Consider the following 19447-nt stretch of genomic DNA (forward strand, 5'->3'; position numbering starts at 1 on the left):
GCCCTTTCAACCGTTCCGGAACTCTACGGGGGTTACTCCCGTATACGCCTTGAATGTCTTGCTGAAATAACTCACATTGTCGTAAGCCAGACTCTCGCAGATTTCCCCGACCGAGCGGTCTGTCTGCCGCAGCAGCTCCTTGGCGCGCTCCATCTTCATCCGGGTAACGTATTCGATGAAGGTGACGCCGGTTTCTTTTTTGAACATGCGGCTGAAATAGCTCGGATTCAGGTGCAGGCAGCCGGCAACGTCATCCAGCGTGATCCTCTGGTCGAGCCGAAGGGACACGTATTTGCAGGCCTCCGCTACTTCCGATCTTCTGCTGCCCCCGAATCCTCGATCCATAGCCTGTATGGTGGATTCCAAATAATCGTGAAGCCAGGATTTCAGCTCGTTCAGGGAATCCATGTCCATGATCTCTTTGTGCAGCGCATCCGCCGTATAGGCGGGTGACAGCGAGTGCAGGAGATGAAGCCTCAGCTTCAGATCCAGCAGGAGCTTCAATATCCAGTCCTTGACCGATTCCGGTGCGTACCGCTTCCCTTGAATCCATGCGATCCACCGATCGACCGTGTCGCGCACCCCGCCGAAGCCCTCTTTTCCAAGCAGCGATTCCCGCAGCTCCGAGCTGGCCCGTTCATAATAAACGAAGAGATCGGAATCCGCATGCAGACTTTTCTGTTCAAGCGCTCCGCTCAGTTTGGATATCTCCTGCGGCTCCAGATAGAATCGTTGATTCTGGCAGGCCAGCAGTTCATTGAGCCCTGCCTTTAAGCCTTCAGGAGCCGCGCAGCCCCGGCCGATCAGGAACGACATGCGGATTCGCAGCACGCGCTCGAGCGTCCGCTGCAGCTCCTTCAGGCAGGCGGCGGCCTCATCGTATATGTTGCTGCCCAAGCCGGGTCGATACGAGAACAGGAGCAGCGAAGACTTTGCATCGTATATGACATGCACCGCATCCGGATTCAGTTGATCCAGCACCTCCCGCAGCACGTTGCCCAGGGCAAAATGCAGCGTCTGGTTGGAAGCGAAGCGGTGCTTGATCTCCCGGACATCCTCCAGATGTCCGACCACGGGAAGGCAGTGATAACCCGGCTTCAGCACCCCATACTCCGACAGCTCATGCCGCCATTTTTCGGGGGACAGCAAGGGCTGGTGGATAAAATTTTTGAGGCTCTGCTCCTTCCGCAGCTCCTTGGATTCGTCCACCAGATGGATCATCCGCGACCGCTCCCAGCCCTTCTGGGCTTCCTCGTCCATCGCCTGCTTGAACCGCCTCAGCAGCTGTGCCAGCTCCTCAGGGTCGAGCGTATCCTTCAGCAAATAATCCTGCACGTTCAGGCGCATGGCCTGCTGGGCATATTGGAATTCGTTGTGGCAGGACAGGATGGCGATCCGCACATCGGCCTTCACTTCTTTGATACGTGCGGACAGCTCAAGCCCGTTCATTTTGGGCATGCCGATATCCGTAATCAGAATGTCCGGAGGCGAAGACTTTGCATCCTCCCAAGCACTCATTCCGTTCTCATAGCTACCCATAAGATTCAAGCCCAGCTCATTCCACGAGATGGCCTCCGACAACAGCTCGATGACGGGATAATCATCGTCCACCAGCATCACGTTATACATCCGCATTCCCTCTTTCCGGTATTAACATCTCGATCATCGTTCCTTGGCCAGGCTCGCTGTAGACGTGACATTGGAAAGCCCCGCCAAACACCATGCTCATCCGTTCCATCACGTTTTGAAGACCGATATGGGAGAAGCTGCCTCCGCTTGCCTCTTCCTGCGTCGAAGACCCGGCGTATCCGCCCTGGATTCTCCGGGCAATCGACTCCCGGATGGCGGCATCCATGCCGATGCCGTCGTCCTTCACCGTCAGCACGAGGTGCCTGCCCTTCTTGGCGGCTGTAATCCGAATCGTCCCTGCCTGCTGGTTGAGCCCATGGATTAGCGCATTCTCCACGATCGGCTGCAGAAAGAAGCGCGGCACCTTGAAGAGGAAAGCCTCCGGCGCGATATCCAGCTCCAGCCTGACCTCCTCCTTCTGCCGGAGGTTCATGAGGGCGACGTAATGCGAGATCAGGTCGATCTCTTCGTGAAGCGCAATCTCGTCCTCCTCGCGGCTGATCGTCATGCGGAGCAGCACGGACAGGGAGCCGATCATCTTGGCACTTTCGGGATCGCCCCGTTTCATGACCTTCATTCGGATCGAATTCAAGACATTGAACAGAAAATGAGGATGAATCTGGGCTTGGAGCATTCGGAGCTCCGCTTTTCGTTTTCTCGCCTGGTTCTCGGATATTTCAGAGATCATGGCTTTGAACCGGTCCAGCATGTCGTCGAATAAATGACCGAGCCGCCCCACCTCATCATTGCCATGAACATTCGACCTTACTTCCAGATTTCCGCGCTGCACGGAGGTTGCCACTTTGCCGAGCTTGACTAACGGCTTGGTAAAAGCGCGGACAAGCGCAATGAGCAGCAGTAGAAAGATCAGAAAGGAGCACATTTGAAACAAGAACACCCGGTTAAAAATCGAGTTAATATTGACGATCGCATCCTTGTACGGCTGCATCAGCACCAGCCGCCATCCGGCAAACGGAATGTCCTGGTGTACCATCAGCTGTTTCTCCCCATTCATCGGCACGACTGAATACGGCTTCTCTTGATCCAAGTCATCGAGATAAGCAAAGGTCGTTCCGATCTGGTTCTGATGACTGCCGGAAACGATGGTTCCCTTGGCATCCAGCAGCACCATATCGTTGCCTTCCGAAAGGGAGTTGAAGATCCCGCTGATCTGATCCTCCATGAACGTCACGATCACGTAGCCGTAAATTTCGGAATCCGGCAGCCGGAGCGTGCGCACCACCGATAATTGCGTCGGATGATCGATTTGGTCGGAGCGGAACATCGTGGCCTCCGGCTCCGTCCACAAGGACTCCAAGCCTTGCAGCTCCGAAATCTGGCCGAACCAGGGCCGCTGCCTGTAATCAAGCGGATTGTAATCGCTTACGGAATAGTTCATATAATAGGAGCCGTTCTCCAGAATGACGGTGACATAACTTTTCTCGCCGACGACCGTCAAGCTGTCCAGATGCTCCAGTACCCGGTTCGATTCTATGAACCTGCGGTAAGGATCCGGGTCTTCGTTGCCGGAGACCACCTGCTTGAAGTAGGAATTCAAACCGGAATTCATCTGAATGTAATTGGCGATATTGATTTTGCTTAAGAGCAGATTCGTCACCGATCCGCGGACCAACTGAAGGGCATCGCTTGCATTGGACACCGCCTGCTGCCTCAAGGCTTCCTTCGTTAACGAATTGTACAGAATTAAACTGACGATGGCGGGAACGACGATGCAGGTGACGGCAGCCAAAATCAGCTTATGCCTGATGGAGCTCGGGATCAGGCTCTTCAGTCGTGCGGGCATAGGATCCACCTCGGGTATGGCGTGACGGGAATGATACACGCGAATTCAAAAAAAGGGACGAAGAGTTTCGTCCCGATTTTTTTGTCTATTATACCAGATCATTTTTTGTTGGATTCTACAATTTTGTTCACTCGCTCCTGCGAATTCGCGATAGTCTGATCAATATCCTGATTGCCCAGTATCAGCTTCTCGTATTCCTCGTTCACCGCCTCGTACACTTCCGCCTGATAAGGCGCCGGAGGGACGATGGCCGAGGCCTTCGAGGCAACCAATGTGTCCACGAGCGATTTCTTGTCTACCTTCTCCGGACTTTTCGTGGCCGAAAGAATGGTGTCGATGATCTCTTCCACCTGCTCGGTCTTCACCTGCTGCCAGGCCGGAATGTTCTTGCCCTGCACGATTTGTCCTTCCGTTGTATACCAGCGGACGAATTTATAAGCCTCTTCCTTATGCTTGGACTTGGCAGCCACCGCTACGTAATCCGTGGTTACCGGCGTAAGTCCCGTCGGATCGCCTTCTTCGTTTTTAGGGAAAGGGGCTACGGCAACATTAAAGTCCAGCGGCACTTTATCCGTTCCGCCGATCTCCGTGTTCATCCAGCTGCCGATCGTGATCATGCTTGCGGATTGATTGAAGAATTGGGTCCGGTAATTCAGCTTCTGGGAAATCATGTCCGTGTAAGGCACCGAGGATTGGTCCTCCTGCTCCATCCGCACGCGCAGCTCCAGCGTCTGCCTGAAGGTCGGGTTATCCAGATTGGAAGAGCCGTCGGCCTTCAAATAGTCGGTATCTTGGGGCTGATTGGCCATCATCAGCTTCAGAAACTCCAGCCATCCGCCCCCCTGCGGACCATGGAAATACGTCCCGTAGCGCTTTGACGCTCCTTCGCCCTGGGTCAATTTTTTGGCATAATCCGCATATTCGTCCCAGGTCCAGTCCGTTGGAACCGGCAGTCCCGCTTCCTCCAGGTGATCCTTGTTCAGCAGCACATACCAAGGGTTGAACTTGCCGGGCAGCGCGTAGACCTTGCCGTCGAGGCGAGTATCCACTTTATAATCCGTTTCCACGCTGTACCCGTCCTTCGCGATAAAGTCATCCAGCGGCTCCGCCATGCCGAGCGCCACCCGCTGCGCATAACCTGCCGGATCGCTGAACATCAGAATGTCCATCTGGGCCGAGGATGCCGCCTCCAGATCAAGCTTCTTGAACGCCTCCTGCGTATCTCCCTTCTCGCTGAGCTGGACCAGCTCAATGGTCACGCCCGGCGTTGCCTCTTCATAGGCTTGGATCGTTTTCTTCCAATTGTAAGCTTCCTCCGTGCCATAGGTGTACAGCCTCAGATTGGTCTTGCCCCCCCCTTGCGCAGAGCCCTCTTGTGCCGCATCTTCCTTCGCTCCACCGCAGCCAGACAGCAACCCGATCACCATCGCGGCCGTGAGCACGCCTGACCACCATTTCTTGTTCATCATTGTCTATAACCCTCCCCATTGATATCTATCGGTATGTAAGGTCGTGACGATTCTAGCTGTAACTATCCACATTATATAGAGCGCTTACATCTTAACCATAAAACAATCTTTACTGATGTTGGAACTATTTTTACCCGTTCATTCCCGAGGCTCCTAGCCCTTGACCCCGCCCAGCGCAATGCCTTCGATGACGCTCTTCTGGCCGATGATAAAAACGATCAGCAGCGGGAATATCGCCGACACGGCAGCCGCCATGATCAGGGAATAGAATTCTCCGCTCAAGGACGTGAATTTCTGCATCGCCAGCGGAATCGTAAACAGCCGGTCTGTCCGCAGGAAGATGAGCGGATTCTGATAATCGTTCCACGTCCAGATGAACCGCAGGATCGCATACGTGGCAACAGCGGGCTTTACCAGCGGCAGCGCAATCGACCAGAATATTCGCGGATGGTTCGCGCCGTCGATTTTGGCGGATTCGATGAATTCCTGATGCACCCCCATGAAGAATTGCCTGAGCATGAACGTTCCCAGCACGCTGAAGCTTCCCAGCATAATGAGGCCGAAATGGTTATCGAACAGCCCGATGTTGCGGTAGAGAATAAACTGCGGGATCAGGATGGCCTGGCCCGGAATCATGTAGGTCACCAGCACGATGATGAACAGCCAATTGCCGGCGGCAAACCGGATTTTGGAGAAGCCGTAGGCTGCCAGGGCAGATACCATGGCCGAGATGATTGTGGTCAGTAGGCTGACCTTGATCGAGTTCCAATAATAGAGATAGAAGGGGTAATCGCCGAACCATACCTCCTTGTAATTCTGAATCGCATTCCACTCCCGCGGAATCCACTGAATCGGATATACGAATACGTCTCTCTCCACCTTAAAGGATGTAACCAGCATCCAGATAAAGGGAAGGAGAAACAGAATGCTCACCACGAACATTACGATCGTGACGATAAGCTTGCGCAAGTCAACGCCGACTCTTGTCCCCATAAAGCAGCGCCCTCCCTCCTAGTAGTTGACCCACTTCTTCTGAGCGACCCACTGCCCCAGTGTAATCAGCATGACAAAACCGAACAAAACCGCGGCAATGGACGATGCATAACCTACCTTCAGGTTAATGAAGGCTGTATCATATAAGTACCAGACCATCATCGTGGTGGAGCCAATCGGCCCGCCTTGGGTCATGACGGCAATGATTTCAAACACCTTGAATGTGGAGATGATCCCCGTTACCAGCAGGAAAAAAGATGTCGGCGACAACAGCGGCAGCGTAATGCGCCTGAACTTCGTCCAGCCGTTCGCTCCATCGATGTCCGCCGCTTCGTACAGATCCTTCGGTATGGCTTGCAGCCCAGCGATATAGATAATTAGATTGAAGCCGATGGAAATCCAGATCGAAATCAGCATAATGGAAATCAGTGCGAAATTCGGATCGGCAATCCACTTGGGCGGATTGGACATCCCGAGCGTCCGGAGTATTTCGTTGATCGGCCCGTAGGACGGCTGGAACAGCACCTGCCATACGACCGCAACCGCCACGATGTTGGATATGTAGGGCATGAAGTAAGCCACTTTAAAATAGCCCTTCATATATACGAACCGATCGATCAAAATGGCCAGCGCCATCGAGATCATCATATAGATCGGCACCGTCAACAGAAACAAGATGTTGTTGCGTACCGACTTGATAAACATGTCATCCTCCAGCAGCTGGCGGAAATTCTGAAACCCGACCCATCGGATACCGTCCCAGCCCTGCACGAAATTCCAATCGGCAAACCCCAGCACAAGCGTTGCCAATATCGGAAACAGCACTAAAATGATAACGCCGATCAGCATCGGGCTTACGAATGCGATCCCCCATAGGTTCTCTCCCCGCTGCAAGGATCCCCGGGACTTGTACCCCCGCGTTGGCTGGGCGCCAGGCTTCTTCATCGTCTCCATTGTCTGTGCCATGTCGGACCCCCTCGATTCTTATTCGATGGGTTAAGTATAAAAAAAATACCGCCAACGCATTGACGGTATTTTGATCATATTCGCTTTCATTTTTACTTGATTAGACAGGGAACGCATCATGGATCTTGGCATGCCCGGTATTACAGGAACTTCTCCTTAAACCAGGCAGCGGCCATCCCGACCTCTGCACGGCTGAGCTGATGCCCCCCGTTCTCCCAATGCAGCTTCACGTCCGCGCCTGCCCCGCTCAATAGTTCGTTCAGATCCTCGCTCTCCTGCGGTGTGCACATCGGATCGCGCCGGCCGGCCGCGATGAAGACCGGAACGCCGGACAAGTCCGGCAAGGTCTTATCCCGCAGCGGAACCATCGGATGATGAAGAATAGCCCCTTGCAGCGCATCTCCTTCGTGGAACAGAAGGCTGGCCGCAATATTGGCGCCGTTCGAATACCCGACTGCCACGACGCGGCTGCGGTCAAAACCGTACTCGGCAGCTGCCCAGTTCAGGAATTCATTCAGATCGTTCGTGCGCTTCACGAGATCCTCTATATCAAACACGCCTTCGGCCAGACGCCGGAAAAATCTCGGCATGCCGTTCTCCAGCACGTTCCCGCGGACCCCTAGCACATTCGACGTTGGCGAGATCATCTCGGCCAGCGGCAGCAAATCCTCCTCGTTCCCCCCGGTACCGTGCAGCAATAGTAAGGTTGGTGCCTCCGGGGAAGTTCCCTGGCGGTAAATATGAGTATGTTCCATGTGCTTTTACTCTCCTTTCGATTGGCTATATAGTTAGATTCCGATTTCGTTTGACAACCATGAATGTTAGAATGCCCCGGAATAGCCCAATAGGACCAAAGGTTACCCTGAAAATCACATCATAAACTAGGCTACAATCACATCTTAGGCTACCCTAAAATTCCATCTGAATATCTTTAATTTAAGATTCTTTAAATACATAATACCATGGATTTTAAAAAATGCAACAGCCAGCCACCCTTCCGCATCCCGATCAGAACCGCCATCGGAAACGCTATGTCGCCATTTTCCACAACCATTGGACGAAATGAAAAGAGAGGAAGCCTCCATATGGAAGACTTCCTCTCCTGTTTGTATTCTCTATATGATTCCGTACGTGTTCCCCCGTAACATCACTCATTATATCAAAAGATATGTATAATGTCAGTGGATGTTTTGGCATTTCTCACAATTTTTTTGTGATTTCATTAGGTATTATTCCAGTTGTCTGGATGTAAAACCATATATTTAGAAAAACTGTAATCGTTTAGTTAACACGCCTCTCGGAACGGCAAAGGCTTGAGCCCGCTTGAAGTTCACCGGAGCTCCCCGCACGATCGTGAGCGCTTTGTAATATTCGATGAACGGGAAGCCATAGGTTTCCCCGCGCGCATAAGCGTACACGTTCATGGCTCTCACCCACGTTTCATAGGCTTCATCCGGGATATCAATGAATACCTCGGGATGAAAATCATACGGGTCCTCCCAATTGTCCGCATAGTATAAATGCTGGGCATAGTGGGCCGGAAGCTCCCGTTCAATCGTCTTCAGCCCAGCATAGAAGCGGGCGTCCTCCACAATGTAATGGGTATTGGAGTGATCCTTATGGATGCTCTCCTTCCAATGCGTAATGATGATATCCGGCTTCACTTCCCGTATGATGTCCGCTACCTGATACTTCACTTCCTCGTCCAGCGGTAGCTCGGCATCCTTGTAAGCAAGGAATCGGACATCCGCGCCTACGATATCGGCAAATTGGTGAGCTTCATCAATCTTCTGCTTCGCGTACTCCTCGGGCGTCAGTCGAGGGTGTCCCTTCTCTCCCGGCGTTAAATGAAGAAACGTTGCTTTGTGGCCAGCCTGCGTGTATTTAGCGATTACGGCTCCTGCCGTAAGATCCATATCGCCCGCATGTCCGCCAATCGCCAAAATATGATGCTGCTTAGCTTCCGTCAAATCGGATCTCCCCTTTGTATGAAAAGTAGTAGAATCTATTGAAGCGGCTTGCTCATAATATCGAACCGGCGCGTCACGTGAAATCCGGCTTTGCGGTACAGATGTCCTGCGGGGCTTTGCTCGCCCGTCCAGAGGAACCAGGCACCGTGCAGTCCTTGAGCCCGCATGAGAGCGAGGCAATCATATAATATGATTTTGCCGAGACCCTTCCCTTGCATCGACGGGTCTACGCCAAACGGACCGAATCGTTCAACCACACCTTCATATCCGTTATGAAGGCAGAATCCTACCAGCTTTCCTTGATCGCGCGCAATCAGGATCTGATCCGTTCTTAGTCGCTGCAGTAGTCCCTCACGAATCGCCCGGCCCCAATCCGGGTTAAACACGTCCGTCGCAAACTCGATCAGCTCCACCAAATCGCTGTCCTGGGCCAGCGTGAAGGTAAAGCCTTCTTCCTCCCGCTGCCGCTTCAGCTCCGTTACCTCCGGCGGCATATGAAAATCGACCAGGGAGCGATCCATCGCAACCGCCGTGTAATTGCGGGTAAAACCGCTGGCCGCAAGCCACCCCAAGCCCTCCGGATAACGCTCGCCATCGATGCCCGGCACGATATAATTCGGGGCATACGAGGAGAAAAAGACTTTGCTGCGTCCATGACCGCGAAGATAGTCTTCGCCTTCCTGCAGCAGCCGCGACGCTACCCCCTGTCTTCGAACCGATGGATCGGTATAGAAGAAGGTGATCCAGCCGTGATCCGGCTCCAGCTCGGTGCCGATCATCGGCAGCCTCCGGCGCACCGCATACAGGACGCCCATCATGCGGCCCTCCTGCTCTGCAATCCGCAGCCCCTGTGGATCAAAGTTCGGATCGAGCAGCACCAAATTCCGAAAACGGAGCCGGGTGATGGGATCTCCCGGCAGGCAGGCGTTCCACAGAGCAGTGATACCGTCCTCGTCCCCAGGCCGGTAAGACCTGTAGGTTAAACTCGTCATTGCGTATTCCCTCCTTATTGTCGTAAGTCCTTGGATTGGCTGTGATTGCCGCGAACGGCGTGCAACCGGTTCATCATAATTAACCAAAATATTTCATGTACTGGGCGGTACATCTATTTACAAGCTCCCCATAAATGTACCGGCTCAATGTTGTCATTGCTTATGTCCATCCGGCGTCATATCCCCTTTCGGATTGCTGCCGCTGCCGAATCGAACGACGGCTATTTGTACATCGTGCGCACTACTCCCTGTGCGCACGGTGCGGGATCCGGGCATGCTTGGACGGATGTCGACCAGGCGTCACATCGCCTCCGGACGGCTGCCGCTGCCGAATCGAACGACGACTCATCCCCATCTCACCATGCCACGGCTCCCGTCAACGCGTTGTGGACCTGTGCGCGCAGCTGAGCCACGCTGCTGCTCCGCCCCCCGTATACGCGATTTGTCAGCAGTACGACCGCAAGATCTGACTCGGGATCGATCCACATGCTGGTTCCGGTAAAGCCGGTATGTCCGTAACAGCCCGGACCCATCCAATCACCGGAAGCATCCATCTTATCCCCTTTCAGTACCCACCCCAGACCACGGTTGGAGCCATGAATATGTCCTGTATGGGTACGAGTGGCTGTAGCAGCCCCAGCCCGAGATAAGATGCGGGATTCGCTGCCCACCGCCTCTGGACTCGCCGTTGCCGGGATCGCCCCTTGCTCCAGCCACATTCGGGCGTACTGCAGCAGATCGCCTGCTGTGGCAAACAAACCGGCATGGCCGCATACCCCACCCAAGGCCCGTGCCTTCTCATCATGCACGATCCCGCACAGATGATCCTGGATGGTATCCTCATACTCCGTTGTGGCATAGCGGCCGGCCTGTTCCGGCGTAGGAGTCAGCGTGGCATGATGCATGCCCAGCGGATCCAACACCCTTCCCTTTACTGCCTGGTCTAACGGCATTCCCAGCACCTTCTCAATCGTGCAGCCAAGCGCCAAATATCCCAGATCACTGTAAATCACCTCGGTATCCGGCTTGGTCACGAGCGGTGCTGAAAGAACGGCATTCCACATATGCTCCCTGTCCCAGCCCTGCGAGTGCAGGTTCATATCCGCCTGGAGTCCGGAAGTATGCGTCAGCAGTTGGCCTACCGTAATCTCTTCTTTGCCTGCCGTTCCGAATGGGGGCAGAATGTCACTCACTTTTGTGCTTAAGGTCAAGACTCCCTCATCGATCAATTGCAGAATCAACGGGAGCGTAACCACCACCTTGGTTAAGGATGCACAATCGTATAACGTATCCTCGCTGACAGGCACAGGCTGCCCCTGCGCTGGCTTGGGATTGGCATAGCCGGCTGCGTAGAACCATTCCCTGCCTTCATATAGAACCCCGAGTACAGCACCCGGTGTCGTACCTGCGGCAATCTCGCGTTCAATGGCGGCGCAAGCCGATTTCACTCCCTTGATTCCCAAGCCCAGCTGCTCTGCACCAGCTTCCGCGCTGCTCGCCATCCCATCTTCCCTCCTTTGCTGCAAGTCCTTAAGTTTGGAATACTAAATAACAGACACATCATTTAACTCCACAGTACCTTTGAAAATGTAAACGTTTCCTAAACCTATTATATGGTCTGTAAAATTTTGTTTCAATATAAATTAAGTATTATAAAATTTAATTTCATCGCATCCCACTTAAATTTTCCTTTTATTTGGATATAATATATTGACACTTGAATACGCTTCCATTTACAATAATGTTGAAATCAAACACTCGCATAATTTAAGGGCCATGCATTCCGTCACCTCACACACGGTATGGAACAACCCCGGTTTCTCTACAGGAGATTCCGGGGTTTTTTGTTGCCCGATTTAGTATGGGAGGTGAAACTCAAGCAGCCGATAAGCTAGTAAAACCAGCCTTCTCTATATCAGCTACATAGGAGGAATGACGATGAAAAAGTTTTACAAACTGACAACTGCTCTTGCCCTTAGCTTGTCCCTGGCCTTGAGCCTTCTCGGCCCTGCTCATGCGGCCCCGGATACTTCGGTGTCCAATAAACAAAATTTCAGCACGGATGTCATTTATCAAATCTTTACGGACCGTTTCTCCGACGGCAATGCGGCCAACAACCCGACCGGACCTGCCTTTGACGGTACCTGTACCAATCTGAGGCTATACTGCGGCGGTGACTGGCAAGGGATCATTAACAAAATCAACGACGGCTACCTGACCGGCATGGGAGTTACCGCCATCTGGATCTCCCAGCCTGTTGAGAACATCTACAGCGTCATCAACTATTCCGGCGTGAACAACACCGCTTATCACGGCTATTGGGCCAGAGATTTCAAGAAAACGAACCCGGCTTACGGCACGATCGCCGATTTCCAGAATCTCATCGCAGCCGCTCATGCCAAGAACATCAAAGTCATCATCGACTTCGCACCGAACCACACCTCTCCCGCTTCCTCCGACCAGCCTTCATTCGCGGAGAACGGCAAGCTGTACAACAACGGCACCCTGCTCGGCGGATACACGGGCGATACACAGAATTTGTTCCATCATAACGGAGGCACCGATTTCTCAACAACAGAGAACGGGATTTACAAAAACCTGTACGACCTTGCCGACCTGAATCACAATAACAGCACCGTGGATACTTACCTGAAGGACGCCATCAAAATGTGGCTTGATCTGGGCATTGACGGGATTCGAATGGACGCGGTGAAACATATGCCATTTGGCTGGCAGAAGAGTTTCATGGCCACCGTCAACAACTACAAGCCGGTCTTCACCTTCGGCGAATGGTTCCTCGGCGTGAACGAAGTAAGCGCCGAGAACCATAAGTTCGCCAACGAATCCGGCATGAGCCTGCTGGACTTCCGTTTCGCCCAGAAGGTACGCCAGGTATTCAGGGACAATACCGACAATATGTATGGTCTGAAGTCCATGCTGGAGGGCTCATCAACCGATTATGCGCAGGTGGAGGATCAGGTTACGTTCATCGATAACCATGACATGGAACGCTTCCACAATAACAGCGCTAACCGCCGTAAGCTGGAGCAAGTGCTGGCCTTCACGCTCACTTCCCGCGGCGTGCCAGCCATCTATTACGGAACCGAGCAATACATGTCCGGCGGCAACGACCCTGACAACCGGGCACGAATTCCTTCTTTCTCTACAACGACGACCGCTTACCAAGTAATTAAAAAGCTGGCGCCACTACGCAAATCCAATCCGGCCATCGCCTATGGAACGACGCAGGAGCGCTGGATCAACAATGATGTTCTGATCTATGAACGCAAATTCGGCAGCAACGTGGCGCTTATTGCTGTAAACCGCAACATGAATACGCCGGCCACCATTACGGGATTGGCGACTTCATTGCCTGCCGGCAGCTATGCCGACGTGCTGGGCGGACTTCTGAACGGCAACAGCTTGACCGTTGGCACAGGCGGAGCAGCTTCCAACTTTACGCTCGCTGCGGGCGGTACGGCCGTATGGCAATATACCACAGCCGTGACTTCGCCAACGATCGGGCACGTAGGACCGATGATGGCCAAACCAGGCGCAACCATCACCATTGACGGCCGCGGCTTCGGCGCAACCAAAGGTACGGTATACTTCGGCTCAACGGCCGTAACAGGCACTAACATTACGGCATGGGAGGACACGCAGATCAAAGTGAAGATCCCTGCGGTAGCCGGTGGTGTGTATAACATCAAAGTCGCCAATAGCGCTGGCACTTCAAGCAATGTACACGACAACTTCGAAGTGCTGACCGGGGATCAAGTCAGCGTCCGGTTTGTGGTGAACAATGCCACCACTGCGCTCGGACAAAACGTGTACCTGGCTGGCAGCGTAAGCGAGCTCGGCAATTGGGATCCTGCCAAAGCCATCGGACCGTTGTACAACCAGGTTATCTACCAATACCCAACCTGGTACTATGACGTCAGCGTACCGGCCGGTAAAACCATCGAATTCAAATTCCTGAAAAAACAAGGCTCGACGGTAACGTGGGAGGGCGGATCGAATCATACCTTCACGGCTCCAACGAGCGGCACAGCCACCATTAACGTGAACTGGCAGCCGTAAGCCCAAGAACCATTACATTTCTTCACTTATCAGGTAGGCGACACGGCCAAATTGAATGTGCGCTGGCAGCCGTTAGCAAGCTGTATGCTATACATCTTAACCGCTCAAGCGAGCGGCACGACCACCAACGAGAACTGGCAGCAGCAATCCAATAGTTTCAGCCAATAAGCTGCAACCCATCAAATAAACCAGCTCCGGGACGATTACCAGAGCTGGTTTTAGTTCATGCGGCTATCCATTCTCGATGACCTCGCATCGGATGGCTTTACTCGTCACTCCCGTGTAAATTTGGATACCACTTTTTTCGGTATGCGACCTCCGCCTTTAAATAAGCTCAAGGCTGGTAAACCTAGTCTTTGGCCGCCCTTTGTGAAAGGCTTCTTATTCTAGAGCTCTACCTTCTTGATGCCATTTTACCCATACCTCAACTTGTATGTTATTCCGAATCCCATGTTGCCTGCTCATGAAAAAATCCCCTCCAGCAGACAACATGTAAGCCCATCTTAACAGATGTCTCTTTTTCGTTGTCTACCATGAGGGGAGAATACCAGCCTTTACTTTGTTATTAGTCTGTAATTTTATCCATTAAAGTATTTATTATTTTACAAAGTTCCTGATCTTTTTGAGCATATGAACTATTTTTTCGTATGCATGAATAATTGTAGTGTGATCTCGCCTCTGAACTGTTCACTAATTTATTTAATGAAATGCTGTGAGTTCTCTGGATAAGTACATTGCGAACTGACGCGGAAATGCTTCTGCTTTTGTTCTTTTCATTCTTTAAAATCCTCTAGTTACTCGTTGTTGAATCATTAGTATCCTAAATTCTTTGGTGCGACAGACTGTAATAAATTTTCAGAACTTCTGAGGACTCCAATATCCTGGTTGATTAGAGATGAATATGCTACAACACGGACAAGAGCTCCTTCTAATTCACGGACATTAGAACTTTGTCCGATTAACGTAGAGACTAATGTAATTGACATTTCTGTCAGAGGTTAATGTCAGAGTCAAGAAGCTCCTCCTTTTATGCGGAATGAAAAAATTTTTATACTTCTTCAACGAGCTATTCTTTTTTTGAAATAGTAAACAACGACATTAACAAACGACAATATCACTACTACAATAAACATAACAAAGGAAACAACATCACCACCAACCCCTAATTCATCAGAAAGAATACCTATTTGATAAGTCATAAAAGCGGATACTGCAAAACTAATTATTGAGGTAATTGCTAATGTAAACTCACTAATGATTTTATCATGATTCTTCAGAAAAATTGTGATCATCAATGTGATAATTAGAATGACGATGAACAAAATATATATTGGTCTAAAATTAATAAAAACATTTGCAATTTCCATATAACCCCCCCTTGTTATTCCTCAATCTTAACTCAAATAAAAAGATGATGGAACTCTTTTAAGGGAAGTTCCATCATAACATTAATAATATAAAAACTTCATTAATCGCAAAATATGAGTGCAGTCTTGGCATTATAACTAAAATCCGATTTAGAAGAATAAAATACAATACTTTTGCAGCAATATGTAAGATATTTAATGTTCTGGATTACAAGCTGCGGTTACAGTATTCCAAAAACCTACATCTGGTCTAGCAGGCTCCAAATTCCAAGGATTTTTAGACTCGGCAAATTGTACATGACACATGTATTGGTCTTTCATTCCTTGAGTATTGGACCAGTTTGTTGAACTCGAGTGAACTGCATAAAGTTTATCCCAACTATCAAACATTCTTGCTTCTTCTTCAGGAGTCGTTCTTGCTTCATAAATGTAATTTGTATGTGTTAAACTTAGCGACAATGGATATGGACCACCTCTATTTATCCATTGGAAACTGGAGAAATAAGTTGAATAATATGTCGAAGTAGCACGAATTTGAATTTCAATTGGTGCATTAATATTATTTGCGTTAGCTTGTAACTTCAAAATATCACCTGTAGTATCTGCTAAAAGACTTTCTCCTTCCTCGTCTCCAATAAGAGTTGCAGAGAATACTCCAATAGACCTCCCATCCTTATTGTAAATATTTCCGGCAATGCCGGTTGCGCTTTTTTCTATATTCACGCCTTCTAGGTTCAATGCAGGTTCGTTATCCTTATTAAGTTCCAAATACTCTCCATTCGTAAATTCAAACGGAATTTCAATACTAGTGTCATCAGCAGAAGGTATAAAACTAATAGATTGCTCAACTTCATTTTGTTTCATTGTTTTATTAAGTTTAATCGATTTTGCAGATTCATTTTTAACTTTTGGTTCTCCAACACCGAATGTCTTACCTTCTTCAGTAGTTAATTGAGTTAGAGGCGCACTTACACCGTCAGTCAGAGAAGTGTTCATTCCTTCAGCAGATATTACATGCCCGAAATTTAACAGTAATGCTACACCGAGTACTAACGACAGTGATTTAGAACTTTTCATACAATAAACAACTCCTTTTTTATTTATAGTAATATTTTATATATAGTATGAAGATTATTATATATTTCTTTTTTTGTCAAATATTAGGTTGATTATATGGATGTAAAGTTTACGTTTCGAATTTTTGTTTTCTTTCATAATCCATATCAGCTTATAGTCTAGTAATTTCATTTTATGCAACAAAAAACTTTCACTTAATGATTATTGATAATATCAACAGATTCATCTTCAAGTAGCTGCTTAGAACCTTCAATGTAGTCCATGTTAGTATGATTCGATCAAGTAGTGGTGAACAAATAATAGATTCTCTTCCGGATCCAGACGTAACTAGGAAGGCAGCCGACAGTCGGTACCAGTGAATCACATCGGATTTTGAATCACCGTCGATGTTTGAGCGTTAGGGAACTGTTTGCAAATGGTGGACTATTGATCGTGGCTAGTAGCTGGCCGTAGCTATGCACGTCCTGATTCGGGCGATATCATTCGGCAAGCGGTCGGTGTATGCAAGTGAGTTATCGGTAGATGATAGTGAGCAATCTGAAGAGTGAATAATCCCAAGTGAAGTGACAATTATAATTAAAATAGAACGTTGACAAATGGTATACAGAGATGCACTTTTTTCCATATTTAAAAAACGTAGATTCATATATCGGGAGGCACACCAAGTTATTTTGAATAACTGCCGGGTCTTTATTTTGTTGAACAAAAAACCTTCTCCAGATCTTTTTGCCTAGCGTAAATTTTTTTGTTCATCACTCGACGCAGCGGAGAGGACGTATCCATTCCGGAAAAACGATAGTGGTCGCCTTTGCCCCCGATTTTCTACCGCACAGAATTGTAATTCCAAGAAAATTGGGGGCAACAGCGCTTGGAGGAACGATACGTACTCGCAGCGTCTCGCTTCAACCGAACATGCGGAGTGCTGCATAGCCCACATCATTTTCACGCAGCAATCGAAAACTATTTACGTCCTGAACATCACGAGAGATTTACGCAAGCCCTCGGACAACTCCTCCAAACGTGAAGACAAGCCGACCAGCTTCTCACTCACCTTGAACTGCTCGGATGACATCGAAGCGACCTCCTCCGTGGCGGCGCTGGTCTCTTGCACAATCGAGCTCGCCTCCGAGATCGAGTCGGTCAGAGTAAGCTGGGAACCGATCAGTACCTCTACCGAACGGGTTGATTCGCGGATCTCGGTTAAAAGAGCATCCATCTCGTGGCGAACATGATCAAACACGCCCTGAGCTTCCTGAACCGAATGCAGTTGCTCGTCAAAGAGCGGTGATGCCGACGTCAATGCATCAACAGAGCCTTGCACTTCAGCCCGGATATCCTTGATCATCGCGCCTACGGTATGGATCGATTCCTTGGAACGATCCGCCAAGCTCCGCACTTCATTGGCTACGACCATGAAGCCGCTGCCTGCTGCCCCCGCACGGGCCGCTTCAATCGTCGCGTTAATGGACAGCACGTTGGTTTGATGCGTGATCTCCGACATCAGCTCCAATATTTTGTGAATCGACGCGGTATTATCCTTCAGCTTCTCCGCATTCTGGACGATGGCCCGGTTCACCTGATTAATCCGCGTGGATTTTTCCACCAGATTGTCCATATGCCGGGCGCCCTCTCCCGTCACCCGAAGCACCCGATCAGCCGCTGCCTCCATCACTTGATTCGAATCCGAAACTTTGCTCATCTGGACGCCAATGTTCTCAGCCAGCTGATTCTCCCGTTCGGCTTCCATCGCCAGGCTTCCGCTTCCTTGTGCAATCTGCTCCATGGCCGATGCAATTTCTCCTGCCGTCAGCGAGGTTCCCTTCGATGCTTCCGCCAACTCCTCCGCTGTAGCCAGCACTTCCTTCGCGGAAGCATTCGTCTGATCGACCAAAGCCGAAATTTGCCCCATCATCCGGTTGAAGCTGTGGCCGAGACGGCCAATTTCATCCACGCGCCGGAATTCGGTCCGAACCCTCAGATTCCCCTGCTCTCCCTCTTCCATCAGGCTGCACATCTGGTTCAGCGGGCGGCCGATGGAACGCATCATATAATAGCCTATCAGTACCGCAATAAGGATCGCGGCCACAATGACCACAAGCGTCACGGCCAGCAGTTTGTCCGTGGCTTGCACGAAATCGCTAACGGGAGCAAAGCCGACCATATGCCAAGGAGCCGTCTTCAGCGGCGTATACACCACCATCTGCTCGTCGGCGGTGTAATAAATCCCTCCTTCTTCGGCCTCCTGAGGAACCGTAATGGTGGACGGCTGCATCAGCTGGTCCGTGTCCATGTCGTGCACGATCCGGTTATCATTGGCCACGATTCGCATCTGCCCGTTATTCCCTATTTTTAAATTCGCCAGCACCTCTCCGACCGCCTCGTCCTTGATATCGATCAGCAGGATGTACTGCGCGTCCGGATTCTTCAGGTTTTTCAGAAATCTCCCCATCGTCATGGTGGCGGTGTTCTCGTTCTCCATAAAGCCTTGAACCTCTGTCGGGAACCATACCGGTTCACCATCGGCCTCTATAATGCGGTCAATCTTCGCCTTCACGCCATCCGCGGATGACATTCCCGATAAGCCCGTGGAGTTATAGGAGCTTTGAGCTTGAAGATTGGGCGCAACCAGGCGCATGCCCTGCAGACGTTTATCCGAAGATGCCATCCCATTCAGCTTCTCACGGATTCGGTTCTCGGCCTGCGTTTTGTCCCGAATGCCGATATCCGCAGAACTCACCGTAATGAGGTCCTCGCGAAGCACCGTGTCCAAGGCCCACTGACGGGAAGCGGCTTCATATTGGGCCAGCAGAAAATCCAGCTTGTCCGCCGCCTGCATCATCTGCCCCGAAGTCGCTTCTGACACCTGATCCATCACCGTGTCCTTGGAAATGAAATACGATAATAAGCCCAACGCCGAGGATAACAGCACGATCGTGGTAAAAAAGATAACAAACAGCTTCATCCCAACTGCTTTGAATTGAAAACGTCTCATCATGTTCATATGTATATGTCCCCCTGCATCGATGTTTAAATGCAAAAAGACACAGCTAGCGGTTACCGGCTGTGTCTCTTCGATGTTCTCTCTATCTATCTGTCTTAT

The 19447-nt window shown here is 50.5% G+C and carries 14 protein-coding genes and 1 pseudogene; 1 reads left to right on the plus strand and 14 read right to left on the minus strand.

The window, feature by feature from the left end:
- Window positions 1–6 precede the first annotated feature (6 nt).
- The 10 genes from PLA01S_RS03160 to PLA01S_RS03200 form a co-directional block, all read right to left on the minus strand.
- A complete protein-coding gene (locus PLA01S_RS03160; RefSeq protein WP_127590017.1) occupies window positions 7–1629 on the minus strand; it encodes a response regulator transcription factor in 1623 nt (540 codons plus the stop codon).
- On the minus strand, window positions 1622–3433 hold the full coding sequence (locus tag PLA01S_RS03165) for a cache domain-containing sensor histidine kinase (RefSeq protein ID WP_127590018.1): 1812 nt from the start codon (window positions 3431–3433) through the stop codon (window positions 1622–1624). The genes PLA01S_RS03160 and PLA01S_RS03165 overlap by 8 nt, the downstream gene beginning before the upstream one ends.
- Window positions 3434–3531: 98 nt before the next feature.
- Window positions 3532–4902 (minus strand): ABC transporter substrate-binding protein, encoded by a 1371-nt coding sequence (locus PLA01S_RS03170; RefSeq protein ID WP_127590019.1) that lies wholly within the window; start codon window positions 4900–4902, stop codon window positions 3532–3534.
- 153 nt (window positions 4903–5055) lie between these two features.
- Window positions 5056–5895, minus strand: coding sequence for a carbohydrate ABC transporter permease (locus tag PLA01S_RS03175; RefSeq protein ID WP_100540313.1), 840 nt, complete (start codon window positions 5893–5895; stop codon window positions 5056–5058).
- A gap of 18 nt (window positions 5896–5913) precedes the next feature.
- On the minus strand, window positions 5914–6861 hold the full coding sequence (locus PLA01S_RS03180) for a carbohydrate ABC transporter permease (protein WP_127590020.1): 948 nt from the start codon (window positions 6859–6861) through the stop codon (window positions 5914–5916).
- A gap of 140 nt (window positions 6862–7001) precedes the next feature.
- Window positions 7002–7616, minus strand: a complete 615-nt coding sequence (locus tag PLA01S_RS03185; protein WP_127590021.1) for an alpha/beta hydrolase — start codon at window positions 7614–7616, stop codon at window positions 7002–7004.
- 507 nt (window positions 7617–8123) lie between these two features.
- A complete protein-coding gene (locus PLA01S_RS03190; protein ID WP_127590022.1) occupies window positions 8124–8831 on the minus strand; it encodes a PIG-L deacetylase family protein in 708 nt (235 codons plus the stop codon).
- A 35-nt stretch (window positions 8832–8866) separates the two neighbouring features.
- The gene (locus PLA01S_RS03195; RefSeq protein ID WP_127590023.1) at window positions 8867–9823 is read right to left on the minus strand and encodes a GNAT family N-acetyltransferase; all 957 of its coding nucleotides are present in this window, start codon (window positions 9821–9823) and stop codon (window positions 8867–8869) included.
- A gap of 153 nt (window positions 9824–9976) precedes the next feature.
- Entirely contained in the window at window positions 9977–10099 is a 123-nt protein-coding gene (locus tag PLA01S_RS32790; RefSeq protein ID WP_272868129.1) for a hypothetical protein, read from the minus strand.
- Between the two features lie 80 nt (window positions 10100–10179).
- Window positions 10180–11325: a serine hydrolase domain-containing protein gene (locus tag PLA01S_RS03200; RefSeq protein ID WP_127590024.1), complete on the minus strand. Its 1146-nt coding sequence runs from the start codon at window positions 11323–11325 to the stop codon at window positions 10180–10182.
- A gap of 436 nt (window positions 11326–11761) precedes the next feature.
- Between PLA01S_RS03200 and PLA01S_RS03205 the strand changes: the two genes are divergently transcribed.
- On the plus strand, window positions 11762–13903 hold the full coding sequence (locus tag PLA01S_RS03205; RefSeq protein ID WP_127590025.1) for an alpha-amylase family glycosyl hydrolase: 2142 nt from the start codon (window positions 11762–11764) through the stop codon (window positions 13901–13903).
- 597 nt (window positions 13904–14500) lie between these two features.
- On the opposite strand, the pseudogene PLA01S_RS33160 reads toward PLA01S_RS03205, so the two are convergent.
- The 4 genes and pseudogenes from PLA01S_RS33160 to PLA01S_RS03230 all read right to left on the minus strand — a co-directional run.
- Window positions 14501–14850 (minus strand): annotated as a pseudogene (locus tag PLA01S_RS33160) (helix-turn-helix domain-containing protein); the annotation flags it as partial.
- A gap of 111 nt (window positions 14851–14961) precedes the next feature.
- Window positions 14962–15270 carry a hypothetical protein gene (locus tag PLA01S_RS03220; protein WP_127590026.1) on the minus strand — a complete coding sequence of 103 codons (309 nt, stop codon included), beginning with the start codon at window positions 15268–15270 and terminating at the stop codon, window positions 14962–14964.
- 195 nt (window positions 15271–15465) lie between these two features.
- On the minus strand, window positions 15466–16347 hold the full coding sequence (locus PLA01S_RS03225; protein WP_218033635.1) for a DUF2599 domain-containing protein: 882 nt from the start codon (window positions 16345–16347) through the stop codon (window positions 15466–15468).
- Window positions 16348–17311: 964 nt separating this feature from the next.
- Window positions 17312–19348, minus strand: coding sequence for a methyl-accepting chemotaxis protein (locus PLA01S_RS03230; protein ID WP_127590027.1), 2037 nt, complete (start codon window positions 19346–19348; stop codon window positions 17312–17314).
- Window positions 19349–19447: the final 99 nt, after the last annotated feature.

The organism is Paenibacillus lautus NBRC 15380, from assembly GCF_004000945.1.
Lineage (GTDB): Bacteria > Bacillota > Bacilli > Paenibacillales > Paenibacillaceae > Paenibacillus_AQ > Paenibacillus_AQ lautus.

What these genes read in the sequence shown, in the direction of transcription:
- PLA01S_RS03160 (WP_127590017.1), bottom strand. Translation starts at nt 1,629, where the DNA reads ATGTATAACGTGATGCTGGTGGACGATGATTATCCCGTCATCGAGCTG.
- PLA01S_RS03165 (WP_127590018.1), bottom strand. Translation starts at nt 3,433, where the DNA reads ATGCCCGCACGACTGAAGAGCCTGATCCCGAGCTCCATCAGGCATAAG.
- PLA01S_RS03170 (WP_127590019.1), bottom strand. Translation starts at nt 4,902, where the DNA reads ATGATGAACAAGAAATGGTGGTCAGGCGTGCTCACGGCCGCGATGGTG.
- PLA01S_RS03175 (WP_100540313.1), bottom strand. Translation starts at nt 5,895, where the DNA reads ATGGGGACAAGAGTCGGCGTTGACTTGCGCAAGCTTATCGTCACGATC.
- PLA01S_RS03180 (WP_127590020.1), bottom strand. Translation starts at nt 6,861, where the DNA reads ATGGCACAGACAATGGAGACGATGAAGAAGCCTGGCGCCCAGCCAACG.
- PLA01S_RS03185 (WP_127590021.1), bottom strand. Translation starts at nt 7,616, where the DNA reads ATGGAACATACTCATATTTACCGCCAGGGAACTTCCCCGGAGGCACCA.
- PLA01S_RS03195 (WP_127590023.1), bottom strand. Translation starts at nt 9,823, where the DNA reads ATGACGAGTTTAACCTACAGGTCTTACCGGCCTGGGGACGAGGACGGT.
- PLA01S_RS32790 (WP_272868129.1), bottom strand. Translation starts at nt 10,099, where the DNA reads ATGCCCGGATCCCGCACCGTGCGCACAGGGAGTAGTGCGCACGATGTA.
- PLA01S_RS03200 (WP_127590024.1), bottom strand. Translation starts at nt 11,325, where the DNA reads ATGGCGAGCAGCGCGGAAGCTGGTGCAGAGCAGCTGGGCTTGGGAATC.
- PLA01S_RS03205 (WP_127590025.1), top strand. Translation starts at nt 11,762, where the DNA reads ATGAAAAAGTTTTACAAACTGACAACTGCTCTTGCCCTTAGCTTGTCC.
- PLA01S_RS03220 (WP_127590026.1), bottom strand. Translation starts at nt 15,270, where the DNA reads ATGGAAATTGCAAATGTTTTTATTAATTTTAGACCAATATATATTTTG.
- PLA01S_RS03225 (WP_218033635.1), bottom strand. Translation starts at nt 16,347, where the DNA reads ATGAAAAGTTCTAAATCACTGTCGTTAGTACTCGGTGTAGCATTACTG.
- PLA01S_RS03230 (WP_127590027.1), bottom strand. Translation starts at nt 19,348, where the DNA reads ATGAACATGATGAGACGTTTTCAATTCAAAGCAGTTGGGATGAAGCTG.